The 16,073-nt window shown below is 74.9% G+C and carries 12 protein-coding genes; 10 read left to right on the top strand and 2 right to left on the bottom strand.

Annotated features, from left to right (window positions below):
* Nucleotides 1–7 precede the first annotated feature (7 nt).
* Nucleotides 8–715, bottom strand: coding sequence for a MerR family transcriptional regulator (locus C0216_RS13975; RefSeq protein WP_114055595.1), 708 nt, complete (start codon nt 713–715; stop codon nt 8–10).
* A 127-nt stretch (nt 716–842) separates the two neighbouring features.
* On the opposite strand from C0216_RS13975, the gene C0216_RS13970 reads away from it, so the two are divergent.
* From C0216_RS13970 to C0216_RS13940, 8 genes are all read left to right on the top strand, one after another.
* Complete coding sequence (locus C0216_RS13970) at nt 843–2,321, top strand: DUF3533 domain-containing protein (protein WP_114055594.1); 1,479 nt, start codon at nt 843–845, stop codon at nt 2,319–2,321.
* Nucleotides 2,322–2,709: 388 nt separating this feature from the next.
* Complete coding sequence (locus C0216_RS13965) at nt 2,710–3,915, top strand: MAB_1171c family putative transporter (RefSeq protein WP_114055593.1); 1,206 nt, start codon at nt 2,710–2,712, stop codon at nt 3,913–3,915.
* A gap of 5 nt (nt 3,916–3,920) precedes the next feature.
* Nucleotides 3,921–5,384 carry a pyridine nucleotide-disulfide oxidoreductase gene (locus C0216_RS13960; RefSeq protein WP_114055592.1) on the top strand — a complete coding sequence of 488 codons (1,464 nt, stop codon included), beginning with the start codon at nt 3,921–3,923 and terminating at the stop codon, nt 5,382–5,384.
* 58 nt (nt 5,385–5,442) lie between these two features.
* Nucleotides 5,443–5,673, top strand: a complete 231-nt coding sequence (locus C0216_RS33455; RefSeq protein ID WP_162793197.1) for a hypothetical protein — start codon at nt 5,443–5,445, stop codon at nt 5,671–5,673.
* Between the two features lie 7 nt (nt 5,674–5,680).
* The gene (locus C0216_RS13955; RefSeq protein WP_114055591.1) at nt 5,681–5,932 is read left to right on the top strand and encodes a hypothetical protein; all 252 of its coding nucleotides are present in this window, start codon (nt 5,681–5,683) and stop codon (nt 5,930–5,932) included.
* Between the two features lie 24 nt (nt 5,933–5,956).
* Nucleotides 5,957–6,301, top strand: a complete 345-nt coding sequence (locus C0216_RS13950) for a hypothetical protein (protein WP_114055590.1) — start codon at nt 5,957–5,959, stop codon at nt 6,299–6,301.
* Nucleotides 6,288–9,305, top strand: a complete 3,018-nt coding sequence (locus C0216_RS13945) for a vWA domain-containing protein (RefSeq protein ID WP_162793196.1) — start codon at nt 6,288–6,290, stop codon at nt 9,303–9,305. Before C0216_RS13950 ends, C0216_RS13945 begins: the two co-directional genes overlap by 14 nt.
* Nucleotides 9,302–10,789, top strand: coding sequence for an extracellular solute-binding protein (locus C0216_RS13940; RefSeq protein ID WP_114055588.1), 1,488 nt, complete (start codon nt 9,302–9,304; stop codon nt 10,787–10,789). The genes C0216_RS13945 and C0216_RS13940 overlap by 4 nt, the downstream gene beginning before the upstream one ends.
* A gap of 85 nt (nt 10,790–10,874) precedes the next feature.
* Here C0216_RS13940 and C0216_RS13935 read toward each other — a convergent pair whose 3' ends face one another.
* On the bottom strand, nt 10,875–11,528 hold the full coding sequence (locus C0216_RS13935; RefSeq protein WP_114055587.1) for a DUF4360 domain-containing protein: 654 nt from the start codon (nt 11,526–11,528) through the stop codon (nt 10,875–10,877).
* Between the two features lie 222 nt (nt 11,529–11,750).
* Between C0216_RS13935 and C0216_RS13930 the strand changes: the two genes are divergently transcribed.
* Both C0216_RS13930 and C0216_RS13925 read left to right on the top strand, forming a co-directional pair.
* The gene (locus tag C0216_RS13930) at nt 11,751–13,625 is read left to right on the top strand and encodes a glyoxal oxidase (RefSeq protein WP_114055586.1); all 1,875 of its coding nucleotides are present in this window, start codon (nt 11,751–11,753) and stop codon (nt 13,623–13,625) included.
* Between the two features lie 362 nt (nt 13,626–13,987).
* Nucleotides 13,988–16,039 (top strand): RICIN domain-containing protein, encoded by a 2,052-nt coding sequence (locus C0216_RS13925; RefSeq protein ID WP_246042529.1) that lies wholly within the window; start codon nt 13,988–13,990, stop codon nt 16,037–16,039.
* The last annotated feature ends 34 nt before the right edge of the window (nt 16,040–16,073 follow it).

Below are 16,073 nucleotides of genomic sequence, written 5' to 3'. Positions count from 1 at the left end.
GGGCCGGTCAGGGCGCCCCGGTGCCGCCGGGGGCGGGCTGCGGAGCTGCGTCGGCCCCGGGGGCGCCGGCGTCGCCGGCGATGCGGCGGCGGACCAGGTCCTCCTGGGCGAGCCGGCGCAGCAGCTCCAGGACGGGCGCGGAGAGGGCGAAGACGATGACGGCCTGCTCGGCCAGGGCCGCGGGGTCGTCGATGGCGGCGGCGCGCTCCAGGTCGAGGCGGGCGATGGAGCGGGCGAGGCCGGCGTAGGCGACGAGGCGGTCCGGCCGGTAGTGCGGGTCGAGGCGCCTCAGCTCCTTGAGGGCGGTGGCCAGTCCCCGGACGTGCGGGGAGGCGGACGGGACCTGCCAGTCCATGGCGGCGACGAGCTCCGCGACGTCCGCCTCGGCGGCCGCCGCGGCGCGGGCGTCGTCCTCGGAGTCGGTGGCGGGCGATTCCGCGACGGGGACGGGGAGCGCGTAGCTGATCGCGCCGAGGGTGCCGTCGGTGGTGTCGGCCCGGTCGAGGGCGGCGAGCACGTCGCGGGTGGCGGCGATGGACAGTCCGCCGAGCGCGGTCAGCGCCTTGATCAGCCGCAGCCGCTGGACGTGTTCGTCGCCGTACTCGGCGAGGGTGGCGGCGGTCGCACGGCCTGCGGGGAGCAGGCCCTCGCGGCGGAAGTACTTGATGCTGGCGACCGGCACGCCGGTTCTGCGGCTGAGCTCCGAGATCTTCATGCTTCCTCGCTCTGGTGCGGCCGGACTCCGCCGGGCCGATTGGACACCCCTCCAAGATAGTGCAACTATCTAGTGCTGGATACCTCAGATATCCAGTTTTCTGCCGGCACGCCCCCCGGGAGCCTCCATGACCTCCTCACCGCCCTCCGTGCTCCGCAGCCCGCGGCTGTGGATCGGCTCGGGACTCATCCTCGCCGTCGTCTCCACCCTGTTCGCCCTGCTCTACGTCGGCGGCAACGTCGACCCCAAGGGCAACCTGCGCGACCTCCCGGTCGCCCTGGTCAACGAAGACCGCGGAGCGGACGCGGGCGGCGGCAAGCGGACCAACCTCGGGGAGCAGGTCGTCTCCGGGATCCGCACGTCGGCGGGGAAGGACGGCAGCATCGACTGGCAGGTCCTGACCCGGCAGGAGGCCGACAGGCGGCTCGGCCAGGGCAAGCTGTACGGCGCGCTCGTCGTGCCGCCGGACTTCACCGCGGCCGTCTCCGGCCTCGCCGCCCCCGGGCAGCCGGCCGCGGCGCCGGGCGGGCAGGGGCAGACCGCCCAGAGCAAGGGCCAGGCCCAGGGCCAGGCACAGGCCCAGGGCCAGACGCAGGCCCAGCCGCAGGGCCAGGGCCAGGCGCAGCCGCAGCCGGCCCGCCCGAAGCTGACGGTGCTGACGAACCAGGCAGCCGGCAGCTTCGGCTCCTCCATGGCCTCGCAGGCCACCCAGAAGGCCGCCCACGCGGCGTCCGCCCAGCTCGGCAAGGACCTCCTCGCCAAGGCCGACGGCGGCCGGACGGCCGACCGGGCCCAGCTGCCGCCGGCCGCCAGGCTGATGCTGGCCGACCCGGTGGCCGTGGAGGTCGCCGACGGGCACCCCCTCGGCGAACGCAGCGCGATGGGCCTGAGCGCCTTCTACTACGCGCTCGTCCTGCTCGTGTGCGGCATGCTCGGCGCCAACGTCATCCACTCCCAGGTCGACAACGCCCTCGGCTACCTCCACACCGACTTCGGCCCCTTCCGCCGCCGGACCCCCGTCCGCCACACCAGCCGCGTCCGCACCCTCGGCATCTCCACCGCGCTCATGCTCGGCCTGTCCGTGGTCATGGGCTCGCTCGTGGAGGCGACGACGGTCGGCCTGCTCGACATGGACGCCTCCCACCTCGGCCTGCTGTGGCTGTACTCGGTCGGCACCATCGCCGTGGTCGGCGTCAGCGGACTGGCCCTCCTCGCCGCGTTCGGCACGCCCGGCATGCTGGTCTCGACGATCGTCTTCATCGCGATGGCCGTCCCCTCCTCCGGTGCGACCGTGCCGCTGGAGGCGCTGCCCGGCTTCTTCCGCACGCTGTCGGAGTTCGAGCCGCTGCGGCAGCTGACCGGCGGCCTGCGCTCCCTGCTGTACTTCGACGCCCAGGCCGACGCCGGCCTGGCCCGCGCCTGGGCCTCCATGGGCCTCGCCCTGGCCGGCGCCCTGGCCTTCGGCTTCGGCGCGACCCGCCTGTACGACCGGCGCGGCCTGCACCGCATCCCGCAGCCCGCGCAGGACGGCGCGGACGGCGACCGCGTCCCGGCCGCAGCCCCCGCGGGCCAGGACGCTGCCGACCCGGCGCCCGCCGGAGTCTGACCGGCCATCCGCCGCCGAACGGGGTCCGCCACGGGCCCCGTTCGGCACATCGGCTGGTTTCGGCCACCCCAACCACGCAACAAAGGACGGCATTTCCCCCGGAACCACCGGCAGCCGCCGGAAGTCAGGCGTTCCCGCCCGGCCCGGCCCGGCGGCTCCCGGTCCACCTGCCGACACTCGATTGCGTGAGCGATCCGATCCGTGATCTATTGGTATTGCAGGTCGCAGGAGCGTGCCGGCAGCCCGAACGCCCCCTGCACCCATCGCCTGGAGGGTCGTTGAGAGACGGGTACGGAAGGCTCGCCGAGACCATGGACACTGCCGCAGCCACCTGTCCGGAACCGGACCCTGCGCCCGCCCCGGCCTCCCCCGGACACCGTGGCGTCCGATGATGCGAGGCAGCGACTACTTCATACCGGCGACCGCCATGGCCCTGGCCCTCGCGGTGAAACTGCCCGCCCTGCTGCGCGGCTGGCGCTCCCCGATGGTCCGCTCCGTCTGCGCGCTGATCGCGACGGGCGCGAGCAGCTGGTTCTTCGCCGCGCCGCCCGTCGTCGAACGCGTCAACCGCTGGACCGGCGTGCCGAACGCCGGCGCGCCGCTCGTCTACTCGCTCGTCGTCTCGTTCTCCTGTGCCTCCCTGGTGCTGATCCTGCACTGGCGCGGCGGCCCGGCGCGGGCGCAGCGCCGGCAGGCGCTCGGCTGGATCGGCGGCACCGCCGCCGTCATCACCGTCCTCGCCGTCCTGTTCGCCCTCGGTGACGCACCGGTGGAGCGCCGGCAGGACTTCGACACCCACTATGCGCGCACGCCGTTCATCCGCGAGCTGATCGCCGTGTACCTGGCGGCCCACACCGGGGCCGCGCTGGTCGTCACCCGCACCTGCCTGCGCTGGGCGCGCGAACTCGACCGCGGCTGGGTCAGGAACGGCCTGCTGACCCTCGTCACCGCGTTCAGCTTCAACCTCGCCTTCGGCGTCCTGAAGGGGACCGCACTCGCCGCCCGCTGGCTCGGCGCCGACCTGGACGTCCTCAGCACGACCGCCGCCCCGCCCGCCGCCGGCATCGGCGCCGGCCTGGGCGCCTGCGGGTTCCTCATGCCGCTCGCCGGGCCCCGCCTGGAGGAGTCCTGGCGTGCCTGGCGCGCGCACCGCCGCATGTACCCGCTGTGGCGGGCCCTGCAGGACCATCCGGACGCCCGGTTCACGACGATGCGGCTGCCCCTGTGGTCCCCGATCGCGATGCGGGCGACGCAGCGGGCCACCCAGGTCGCGGACGGCATCCACGACCTCGCCCCGTACATGGACGAGGCGAGCCGCCCCCTGCTGGAGCGGCAGGCCGAGGCGGCCGGCCACTCCGCGGCGCAGGCCCGCACCGCCGCGGAGGCCGCCCTGGTGCGCGCCGCGCTCCGGGCCCGGGCCGCCGGCCGCACGGAGGAGGGTGCGCCCGCCCCGGCCGGCCCGGCCCCCCGGAGCCCGTACCCCGTCGCCGCCGGGTACGAGGAACTGGGCCTGCTCGGCGTGCACTTCGCCCGGCTCGGCACCGCGCCGCGCCCCCGGCGGCCGCTGCGGGCCCGCGTCCCCGAGAGCGGCTGAGCAGGATGCCCGCCTCCCCAAGCTCCGGCCGCCCGCGCCGGCCGGGCACCCCCGGACCGCAGACCGCGCTCGTGCTCGGCGGCGGGCTCGCCGGCATGCTCGCCGCGGCCGCGCTGGCCCCGTACGCGGACGAGGTCCTCGTCGTCGAACGCGACGGCCCACCGGCCCCGGGGACCGCGGGCGCGCCGCGCCGGGGCCTGCCGCAGGCACGGCACGCGCACATGCTGTGGTCGGGCGGCGCCGAGGCCATCGAGGAGCTGCTGCCGGGGACGTGCGCGCGGTGGCTCGCGGCCGGCGCGAACCGCGTGCCGGTCCCGGCGGCGATGGTCGCCCTGTCCCCCGCGGGCTGGTACCGGCTGTGGCCCGCGTCGCACTTCCTGATCGCCGCGAGCCGCCCCCTCATCGACGCGGCCGTGCGCTCCCGGCTCCTGGACCTCCCCCGGGTGCGCCTGCTGCACGGGGCGGAGGCGGTGTCGCTGCTCGGCAGCGCCGCCCGGGTGCGCGGGGCCCGGGTACGGCACGCCGACGGGACGCACACCGACATCGCCGCGGCGTTGACGGTAGACGCCACCGGCCGGGGCTCCCGTACGCCGCGCTGGCTGGCCGGGCTGGGGCTGCCGTCGCCCGCGCCCGAGGTCGTCGACCCCGGCGTCGCCTACGCCACCCGCCGGTACCGGGCGCCCCTGCCGACGCGGGGGTGGCCCGTCGTCACCATCCAGCCGGAGTCCGGGGCGGGCGGGCCGGCCCGGTACGCGGCGATCCTGCCCGTCGAGAACGACGAATGGCTCGTCAGCCTCTCCGGCAGCCGAGGCGCCAACCCGACCGGGGCGAACGAGGACTTCGAGCCGTTCGCCCGGCGGCTGCGCAGCCCGCTCGCCGCGGACCTCCTCGCGCGCGCCGAGCCCCTCTCCGACGTCATCGTCACGCGGGCCACCGCCAACCGGCGCCACCGCTACGAACACCGGCGGATGCCCGAGGGGTTCCTGGTGCTGGGCGACGCCGCCTGCGCCCTCAACCCCGTCTACGGGCACGGCATGTCGGTGGCCGCCCTCGGGGCGCTCGCCCTGCGGGACGCCGCGGCCCGGGCCGAAGGCGCCGGCGGGCCCGGGTTCACCCGGCGGGCGCAGCGCGCGCTCGCCGCGCCGGGCACCGCCGCCTGGCTGCTGGCAACCGGCGCTGACATCGGCCTGCCCGGCTGCCGGGGCAGGTCGGCCGGCGCGGTCGACCGGATCGCCAACCGGTACGTGGGCCGCCTCGTGCACACCGCGACCGGGGACCACACCGTCACCCGCGCCCTGACCCAGGTCATGACGCTTCGGTCCGGGGTCGGCACGCTGTTCGGCCCGCGCGTGCTGTGGGCGGCCGCCCGGGGGCCGGGCCGGCCCGCACTGGACGGCCCGCCGCTGCCCGCGGCCATGGCGGACCTCCTGGCCCGCGACCCCCTCCCCGGCGGCCCGGGCCCGCGCTGACGGGCCCGCGGGGCCGCCGCTCCGCGGTACGTGGGCGCGGGAGACGAGGGGGAACGCCATGGCGCACGACGGCGGTTACGAGGTCTTCGCGGTCCGGTACGACCGGGGCAGCACGGACAGCGTCCACAACACGCTGCTGGACCGGCCCGCCGTACAGGCCGCGTGCCCGCCGCTCGCCGGCCGCACGGTGCCGGAGGCCGGCTGCGCGGGCGGACGGCTGACCGCCACCAGCCGCTCGACGACTTCGCCATGTCCCCCAGCGGCGACTGTTTCCGCATGGAGGACCTGACGGACAAGTGGACGGGCTTCCGCCGCCCGCGCCCGTCGTCCGGTTCTTCCGCCGCCCACTCGGCGCGATGCCCGCCGACGTGCACCGCGCCGGACTGGGCCTGCGCGAGCTGTACGAGCCGCGGGCCGACCCGGCCCGGCGGGAGGAGTTCGGCGACAGGTACGGCAAGCTGTCGCGGACACCGTCGTTCCTCGTCCTGGTCCTCGGTCACCCGATCGTGCACAACCCTCCCCTGGCGCCAACCCGCGTGACATCATGAGGAGTTGTGGCTGAGGGGGGAGCTTTGGCGAACAACACCATCCGGGTACGCATGGTCCGGGGCGCGAACGACGCGGACGTCGCGGCCCTGAAGGCGTGGCTGGAGCGGGAGCACCGGCTCGAAGTGCTGAGGAACGGCGGGCGGTTGGAGATCCGTGAGCAGCCGTCGGTGCAGGATCCGGACAGCAGCCCCATGGGTGCCGCGATGGACATCGTGCTCGTGCTCGTCGGCGCGGCCGCGACGAAGCTGTTCGACGAGGTCTACGAGCAGGTGAAGAGCGGGGTCCGCGCATGGCGGGAGAACCGCCGCGCCGTCGAGCGCGGCGAGCCCCCGGAGGTCGAGGTCGCCCCGGAGAATGACGGGAGATAGCCCGGTGGCGCGCTTCGACCCGCGCGGGAAGGTGAATCGCGCGCTGCTCGTCGGCGTGCCCGAGTACGCCTTCAAGCAGCCGAAGCACCCGGCAGGGGTGTCCGGGGACCTCCCGGCGGTCGCGCACAACCTCACCGAACTGGAGCGGGTGCTCCGCGCGGGAGGGGTGTTCGGCCCGGACGGGGTCACCGTCTCCCGGCCCCGCAACGTCGACGAGTTCGACCGCGAGCTGTACACGGCTGCTGCCGAAGCCGAAGGGCTGCTGCTGCTCTACTTCTCGGGGCACGGGGCCGTCCCCAGCACGGGCGACGGGCTGTGGCTCCAGATGCGCCGGGCGACCGTCGTCCCCGGCGCCGAGTCCGTCTTCCTCGGCGCCGCGCCGTGGAAGGGGGTCCTGGCCGTGCTGTCCGCGGCGCGGGCGGAACACGTGGTGGTCGTCCTCGACTGCTGCTACGCGGGCAACGCGGCGGCGGCGTGGGACGCGCTCGGCACGCCGCAGCGGCGGCGCACCTCGCTGCTGATGAGCGTCCAGGCCAACAACCGCATCGACGCCGGCGACGACGACACGCCCACGCCGTTCACCGCCCGGCTGGTGGAGCTGCTGGAGCGCGGACTGCGGGGGCGGGGCGGAGAGGTCACCTTCGCCGGGCTCGCCGACCGGCTCCGGGCCCACATGTCGGCCCACCACACCACCCTGCGGGAACCGCCCGAGCCGTGGGAGCCGCAGAGCCGCCCGGCGACATCGGGCGCCGACGTCCTCCTGGCCGTCGCCGCACGGCGTCCGCCGCGCTTACCCGTGCCCCCGCCCACGGGCACCGAGACGCACGGCGCCGGCAAACCGTCGGGCCCCGGAGCCGGCCCGGACAGCGACACCCCGCCCACGGGCGGCCCGACCGGACCGGACACGCCCGACTCCGCGCCCGCCTCCGGCGGCACGGCCGGTCCCGACGGCACCGGCGGAGCGCAGGTCGCCGGCGGCTCGGCCGGCACCGACGGCGCCGCAAGCCGCACCGGGCCCGGCGGGCCGAACTCCCCCGGTGCAGTCGGCGGAGGGAACACTGCCGGCACACTCGGCGCAGGCAGCGGTGCCGGCACGCCCGGCGGCGGACGCCACCACGGCACTGCAGACGAAGGGGCCGGCTCCGGCATGCCCGGCGAGGACAGCAGCACCGGCAGCGGAAGCGGCTCCGGGGCGACCGGCGGCGGAAGGGGTTCCGGCGGGCGGGCCGCGGGGTGGGCGTTCGATCCGCGGCGGCTCGCGACGCTCGTCGGGATCCCCGCCGCCGCGCTCTCCCTCGTCTTCGCCGGCCTCGCATACTTCGGCGGCGCCCACCGGCCGCCGTGCCGCCCCCCGCTGGAGCTGCGGCTGCTCACCGACCCCGACCTGGAGCCCACCGTCCGCAAGGCGGCCGAGGCCTATCTCGCCTCCGCCGGCAACAGGACCGCGGAAGGCTGCCGCCGCTCCGGCATCACCGTCTACAGTGCCGGATCCGCCGCCGTCATCACCGCGTTCGGCCGCCAGTCCGGCCCCTGGCTGCGGCCCGCCGGCGAGGAGAACAACCCTCAGCGCGACATCGGCCCCCAGCCCGACATCTGGATCCCCGCCTCGCCCGCCGACGTCGAGCGGGCCCGGCCCCCCGCGGACGAGTCCGCGTACGCCGAGCTGACGGCCGACCCGGCGCCCTTCGCGTACTCGCCCGTCGTCCTCGCCGTCCCGCAGAACCTCTCCGGCGAGGCCCTGCGCGACCGTACGGGCCGCCTCGCCGCACTCACGGCGGCCCTGCGGCAGCGGGACCCCGGGGCCGAGGTGCGCCGCACGGACCCCGAGCACACCGACGCGGGCCTCCTCGCCACGGTCGCCCTCCACGGCCCCGATCAGGACGACCCGGCCGCGGCCGAGCGGGCGGTGGCGCAGGCCGGGCCGCCCGCCCGGACCGGCGTGGACCTGCTGTGCACGCTGCCCGACGACGACGCGGTGGACGAGCGGACCGCCGCCCTCGTCCCGGAGTTCCTGCTCAGGACCGGCGTGGGCTGCGACAGCACGACGCGGGCCCGGCGGATGGCCGCCTACCCCGCGGACGTGCCGGGGCTCGCCCCCACGTTCGTCCGGGTCCGCTGGGTGGGCGCAAGCCGGAAAGCCGACCAGCGCGACGACGCGGTGCGGCGGTTCCACGACTGGCTCACCGGCAACGGGCAGGGCGCCGGGAAAGGCGGGCTCGCCGTGTTCGGGCAGGACGGGTTCCGCAGCTCCGCCGCCAACCACCCCCCGCTCGGCGCGGACGGAGCCGGGAAGGGCGGCGACACGGACGACAAGGCCGCGTTCAGCGCGTTCGGCGCCCTGGAGGATCCGGGCACACTCGCCGGCCCCGCGTCCCCGGCCGCCATGGCCGCCGCGCTCAAGGGCTACCGGGAGGCCAACGGGCCCGGCCGGGTGCTGTTCCTGCTGGACTCCTCCGGCTCCATGGGCGAACTGTGGACCGGGGCGGGCGGCGCGCCCGGCATCATCTCCCAGTCCCTGGCGGGGCTCGGCGGGAACGACGACTACGGCGTGTGGGGGGTCGCCAGCGACCCCCGCACCGGCCGCCACCACACCGAGGTGCTCCCCTTCGGCAGGCACGCGCAGCGCGCGGACTCCCAGCGCGCCGTGGCCGCCGCTCCCGTCCTGGACCTGGAGGCGGACCCGTACCGGGCGCTGACGGCCGCCGTGGACGAGATGGCCCGGCGCGGCACCGACGACCACCGCCCGCAGCTGGTGGTGTTCCTCACCGACGGCGAGGACAACGGCCGCCTCGCCGAGTCCGGGCGCCTGGACGGCCTGCTCCAGTCGGCCCGGACGAAGGGCGTCCCCGTGGTCATGGCCCTCCTGGACGGCGTCTGCGACCCGGAGAAGCCGGCCGCGGCCCTCGCCGAGGCGAGCGGCGGACGCTGCCTGGACACCAGGGGGGACCTCGTCACCCGGCTGCGGGAAGAGGTCGCCAGGACCGGAACGGGGGACGAGGCATGAGGAACGGCCCGGGGACAGCCGCCCGCGCGGCGGGCGCGCGCCGCACGCGCACGCCGCGCGGCGGGCGGCGCCGGCCCGGCGGCGTGCTCGCCGCACTGCTGGCACTGCTCCTGGCCCCCGCGTGCGACGCCGCCCCGGACAGCGGGTCCGGCGGCGCCGCCGCGGGCAGCGGGTCCGGAGCGTCCCACGCCGCGGACACGGGAGGCGACATCGTCCTCGCCAGCGGGGTCGACGTCACCGGCAGGGGCGGCATCCGCCGGCAGCTCGTGGAGGACTGGAACAAGAAGCAGGCGGCCGCCGGCACCCGCTGGCGGGCCCGCATCGTCGACCTGCCCGGCTCCGCCGACCAGCAGCGCAGCCAGCTCCTCGGCGCGCTCCAGTCCGGCAGCGCCGAGTACGACGTCGTCAACCTGGACGTGACATGGGTGCCCGAGTTCGCGGCCGCCGACCTCGTCCGGGAGCTGCCCGGCGACCTGGTCGACGACCAGGACGTCATCCCGTCCGTGGCCGCGACCGCAAAATGGGGCGACCAGGTGTACGCCGTCCCCTTCAACAGCGACGTCGGGCTGCTGTACTACCGCCGCGACTACCTCAAGAGCGCCGGCGTGACGGACCCCGAACTCGGCAAGGACACCCACTGGTCCGTGGTGCAGCAGCTCACCGAAGCCCTCGGCGCGGCGGACCGCAAGCCCGCGCAGGCGTACGAGAAGGGGTGGACGGCGCAGCTCGACGCCTCGTACGAGGGCCTCACCGTCAACGGGATCGAGGCGTTCGCCTCCGCGGTGGACGGCCTGCGCCTCACGGACGGCGCCGGCCGCTACAGCGGCACGCCCAAGATGCTGGAGGCGGGGGTGGACGAGCTGCGCAACAGGACCCAGGCCGCGTACACCCTCCCTGACTCCGCCCGGTCCGACGAGGCGGACTCCCTCAACGACTTCGCGCGCGGCCGCACCGCGTTCCTGCGCCACTGGCCCTACGCCTACGGCGCGCTCCACCAGTCGCTGACGCCGGAGCAGCTCGGTGTCGCCCCACTGCCCGGGCGGGCTGTGCTGGGCGGGCAGAACCTGGCAGTGACGACCGCTTCGAAGCGGGCCAACGCCGCGGTGGAACTCGTCCGCTATCTCACCGACGCGGGCAGCGAACGCTGCCTGCTGAACGCCGGATTCGCGGCGACCCGGCGCTCCGCCTACGACCACGACGGCCTCGAGTGCAAGCTTCTCAAGGGCTCCGGGGCGCCGTCCGCGCCGGCTTCGAAGGAGAGCACCGACCGGATGCCGCGCGACGGGCAGGGCCGGCCCGAGTACGCGCACGGCACACTGCTGCCTGCGCTCCAGAAGGCCGTGCAGCGGCCCCGCACCCCTCTCTACGGTGCGTTCACACAGACGTTCGCGGCGGAACTGGGCCGTCTGCAGTCCGCGAAGCCGCCGTCGAAGTCCGAGCTGGCCGCCGACCTCCACGCGAAACTCCGCCAGGCCCTCCCGTAGGCGTCCCCCGGCGGGGCCGGTCGGCGGGCGGGGGGAAGGGCGGCAGGCCGGGCGGCCTGCCGCCCGGGTCGGGCGGTGGCCCGGCTCAGCGGGCCGGGCACTCCTTCCAGGAGAAGTGGTAGACGGTGTTGAGGCTGCCGTCGGTGGAGTCCACGGTCATGTAGCTGACCTGGGTCTTGTCCGAGGTGCCGACCTCGGCGCGCAGTTCGGTGTTGATGTTGAAGTTGCGCTTCTCGCCGCAGGGGGCGAAGACGAGCGCCTCGATGCCGGTGGTGTCGGTGACCTGCCAGTTGTCGTCGAGGGCGCCGTGGAACTGGTGGCTGCGGGACATGGTCTGGCTCATGCCCTGGAAGTAGTAGCTGGCCTTCTGGGTGCCGATGGCGCCTTCCGCGAGGCTGCCGAAGCCGCGGTAGTCGACCTTCGACACCGCATAGGTGAAGCCCTGCGGGACGTTGACGACGAGGGAGAGGAGGCAGTTCTTGCGGCCCTCGGTGACGGGGACGTCGGCCCCGGCCTGGGCCAGGTAGTCGCTGTAGGTGACGGTGAAGGCGGAGTTGTCGGGGGCGACGGCGACGGTGGCGGTGCCGGGGCGGCAGCCCGAGCCGTTGACGGTGGCGACGTCGACCGTCACCTTGCCGGTGGGCGGCGCCGTGGCGGTCGCCCCCGCCGAGGGCGAGAAGGCGACCAGGCTTCCGGTCACGGCGGCGATGGTCAGTGCGGTGCGAAGTGGCTTGATCACGTCGCCATGGATAGCCGCCGGGCGGGGGCGGCCGTCACCACCGGGTACGGCACCCCACCCTTCCGGGTGACCCGATTCACCGGTGGAACGTTTCTTCAGGGCGGCTGCCACCGCTGAACGGCCCCACTCGGCACCCCGTTCGGCCCGCAACGACGCGCCCCGGCCGAGCCGGGCGGGCAGTTCCTCCTATTCTGGGCGCTTTCGCTCCCGGGAGGAGGGCCCATGCCGGGTCGCGGTCGCTCCGCACGCCTGACCACCGCGCTCCGGGTCGCCGCGGCCCTGGCGGCCGCCCTCGCGCAGGCGCCCCTCGCCACGGCGGCCTCCGCCCTGCCGGCGGCCGCCGCGCACGCGGACGGCGCCGCCGGGCCCCGGGCGGATGCGGACCCGGCGGAGGCCGCCGTACTCGGCGAGGAGCACGCCCGGGCGCATGCCGGGCGCCGCTCGGCGGCAGCCGGCGCCAAGGGCTACCCCCAGGCGAAGCGGACCGCGAGCCTCGCCTCCCTCACGGCCTCGCAGCGCGGGACGAACGCCGCGTTCGCCGCGGCCCGCTTCGGCCGCTTCGCCGAGTTCTTCCCCTCCCCCGACTTCGGCGTGCACGCCGCCCTGCTGCCCACCGGGAAGGTGCTGCTGTTCTCCTTCGAGCGGGTGGAGGCCGATCCGACGAAGGAGACGGGCCCCACCGACCGGATCGGCAGGACGAATGCCGGCCGCGCCTACCTGTGGGACCCGGCGCGCGGGACGGGGGCGGGGGCGTTCCGGAAGGTGGAACCGCCGACCGTCCTGATGCCGGACGGCACCTTCGCCCCGCGCCCCGCGCCGTTCTTCTGCGCGGGCCACGCGTTCCTGCCGAACGGGATGGTCGGCGTCTTCGGCGGCAACGCCGGAGGGAAGGGCGGCAGCGGCGCCCGCCTGTCGTTCGTCTTCGACCCGTGGACCGAGACCTGGTTCCGCAACGCGGACATGGCGGTCGGCCGCTGGTACCCGTCGGTGGTGACCGTGCCGGACGGCCGGCAGATCATCGTGTCCGGCCAGTCCGAGCGGGGTACGGGCACCCCGACGCCGGTGGTGGAGCGCTTCCCCGCGCTGCGCCACCCGGTGCCCTGGATGCCGTACGAGATCCCCGTCGGCCTGGCTGCGGAGCGGCTGCGGGTGGACGCGCCGTTCCGCAACGACTACCCGCACCTGTTCTCGCTGCGCGACGGAATGGTCTACGGCCTCGGCCGGGACGCCGACCAGCAGTGGCTGTTCGACCCCGTGCGGGAGACCCGGGCCGACCTGCCGCGGCGGCCGGCCGACTTCCGCGGGTACGGCTCCGCCGTGCCGCTGCCGGCGGGGCTGCGCGGCCCCGACTCCGTCCTCGTCCTCGGCGGCGACCCGCGGGACCCGAACACCTACCGGCTCACCGGCCGCCGGTGGACCACAGAGGAGCCCCGCGCCTTCGGCCGCACCCAGGACGACACCCTGATCCTGCCCGACGGCACGCTCCTCACCGTCAACGGCGCCCTGAGCACCCGGGACTACGGCCACGGCCCGTTCAACCCGCAGGCGGACCTGAAGTACCGGCAGGTCGAGCTGCGGGACACCCGCGGCAGGTGGCGGCTCGGCCCGGCGCAGCGGCTGCCGCGCGGCTACCACTCCAACGCCCTGGTCCTGCCCGACGGGCGGGTGCTGGTCACCGGCGACGAGCTCCAGCAGATCGCCAACGACCCCGACATCACGGACGGCATGGACGGCAGCATCGAGCTGTACGAGCCCGCCTACCTCCACCAGGGCGGCGGCCGGCCCGCCCTCGACGGCGTGCCGGGGCGCGAACTGGGCTACGGGGAGCGGTTCGAGGCGGCGACGTCCACGGCGGCGGCCGTCCGGCGGGCCGTACTGCTCGCGCCGACCACGGTCACGCACGCGGTGAACACGAGCCAGCGCCACCTGGAGCCGGCGATCACGGCGGTGCGCTCCGGAGCGGTGGAGCTGCGGACGCCGCCGAGCGCGGCGGACGCCCCGCCCGGCTACTACATGCTCTTCCTCCTCGACGCGAAGGGCGTTCCGAGCACCGCGAAATGGGTCAAGCTCGGGCATCGCCCAGGGGCCCGGCGATGAGCGCCGCGCGGCGCGATGTGGCGGCGGTGTGCGGATCCTGAGGCGGAGCGAAGGATTCCTCACCGCTCGTGACAAGGGGAATTCAGTTCGTAGTAATTAGATGAATCCCTGACTGAATTGCCGTCAACAAGCCTCTGGTGCATATTTCGATTTGATAACGACGCGGCGCCAAAGGACTGGACCATTGGACCCCTACGCGCGTAACTTCCGCTGCGTGCAAGCAAGTTGACTGTTCATCAAATCAAACCCGAAGGTAACAGTCAGATATCTCGGGCCGCATTCCCGTTTGTCCGAATTCTCCACCGCGCCCGTCTGGCAGGCTTCCGCGCACCCACTCCTCCGACCAAGGATTTGAGGTGCGCATGACGAGGCATCGTCGAAGCAAGCCCGAACACCGGCGCAAGCCGCGCCGGTTGATACTCTTCACCGCCGCCCTGGCATCGGCGGCGGTGATGGCGGGGGGCATCGCGTACTCCGGCCTCGGCGACGACGCCCAGGCCGAAACCACCGTCCAGGCCGACGGCATCGCGGAAGCGATCACTCCGGCCGCGGCGCCCGCCCGCGACGCGGAGCCCGAGGCCCTCCCGAGCGAGCCGGCCAACGAACCGGCGCGCGGCATGGTCTACGACGGCCTGAAGGCGGCGCCCAAGGGCGACAAGTGCGTGGGCGTGTACCGCACGGACACCGGCCTGTGCAGCCACGGCCCCGACGCCCCGCCGAAGGACGTGGACATCAAGAAGGAGGTCCCGCCCGCGGTCAAGACCGAGGCCGTGGCGTCCGACCCGGCCAAGCCCGAGGCCGCGGCCCAGGGCAGCGGGCGTCCTCAGGACGCGCCCGCCGCCGACGCAAAGGCCGCCAAGGCGGCGCCCAAGGACGCTCCCGCCCCCGCTGCCGCGGGCGGCGGCCAGACCGTCGCCGCCGGCCCCGCCGGCCAGACGGTCCAGTGCGACGGCGACGGCAGCTCCGGCAACCGCGTCCAGGTCGTGTACGTGCACGGCCCCGACCGCGACCGGTACTCCCAGTACTTCGCCTCCTTCCGCAAGTGGGCGGCCGACGCCGACCTCATCTACTCGATGAGCGCACAGGAGACGGGCGGTGTCCGCCACATCCGCTACGTGACGGCGGCCGACTGCACGCCCACCGTGCTCAACATCGAGCTCCCGGCCTCCGCCCTGGCCGACTTCAGCGCCACCAACCGCGCGCTGGCCGCCAAGGGCCTGGACCGCCGCGACCGCAAGTACATGATCTTCGCCGACAGCCAGGTCTACTGCGGCATCGGCACCTTCGCGGGAGACGAGCGCCCCGGCCAGAACAACCTGAGCAACTTCGGCCCCTCCTACGGCCGTACGGACACCGGCTGCTGGGGCGGCCACACGGCGGCCCACGAGCTGGGCCACAACCTCGGCGCGGTCAACAACAGCGCGCCGAACACCAGCCGCGGCGCCCACTGCACCGACGAGTGGGACGTGATGTGCTACTCGGACACGCCGTACTACCCGAAGATGCGCAACGTCTGCACCAACAAGGCGTCCGAGAACATCCTGGACTGCAACCACGACGACTACTTCCACACCAACCCGAAGCCGGGCAGCTACCTGGCGACGCACTGGAACATCGCCGACAACCAGTTCCTGATGAAGGGCAAGGGCAACGGCGGCGGGACCACCGACCCCAACCCGAACCCCAAGCCGACGCCCACGCCGACTCCGACGAAGAAGCCGGGCGGCGGCCCGACCGTAACGGTCGGCCAGATCCAGTCGAACTCGGCCGTGGTCAGCTGGCCGAAGGTGGACGGCGCCTCCTGGTACCAGGTGCTGCTGGGCGGCAAGCACCTGACGTGGGTGCAGTCGCAGGCCGTGCGCATCTACAACCTGCAGCCGGGCACCGAGTACAAGGTCGCCGTCTCGGTCCGCGACAGCGCCGGCCGCGACAGCGGCGCCGGCAAGACCACCGTCTTCAAGACGACCGGCGCCGGCGGCGGCGGGACCGCCCCCAACACCCGCTACACCCTCGGCAACGGCAGCACCGGCATGAACGCCGAGCTGTGGGGCGGCCGCAGCGCCGACGGCACCGTCCTCGTCGGCGGCCGCGCCAACGGCTACGCCCAGCAGCAGTGGCTGTTCGAGGACGCGGGCGGCGGGATGTTCCGCATCAAGTCCTCCGTCTCCGGCAAGTGCCTCCAGACGGGCGGAGCCCCCGCGCAGGGCATGTGGATCGCGCAGCAGCCGTGCGGCAACGGCGCCACGCAGAAGTGGAAGCTGAACGCCCAGAGCGGCTCGACCACCATCACCGACCCGAGCGGCGCCTACGCCCTGACGGTCAGCAACCGTGCCTACTACGGCGCGTGGCTGCTCGACCTCCAGCGGGCCGACGGCCGCGCCACCCAGGTCTGGACGGTCCAGAAGGTCCGCTGATCCTCCCCCGGCCGGCCTTCCGCCGGCGGACGGC

Origin of the sequence: Streptomyces globosus (assembly GCF_003325375.1) — a bacterium.
Classification (GTDB): Bacteria; Actinomycetota; Actinomycetes; order Streptomycetales; family Streptomycetaceae; genus Streptomyces; species Streptomyces globosus_A.
Note: the sequence above shows the minus strand (reverse complement) of the source record. Positions and strands in the feature narration are given on the sequence as shown.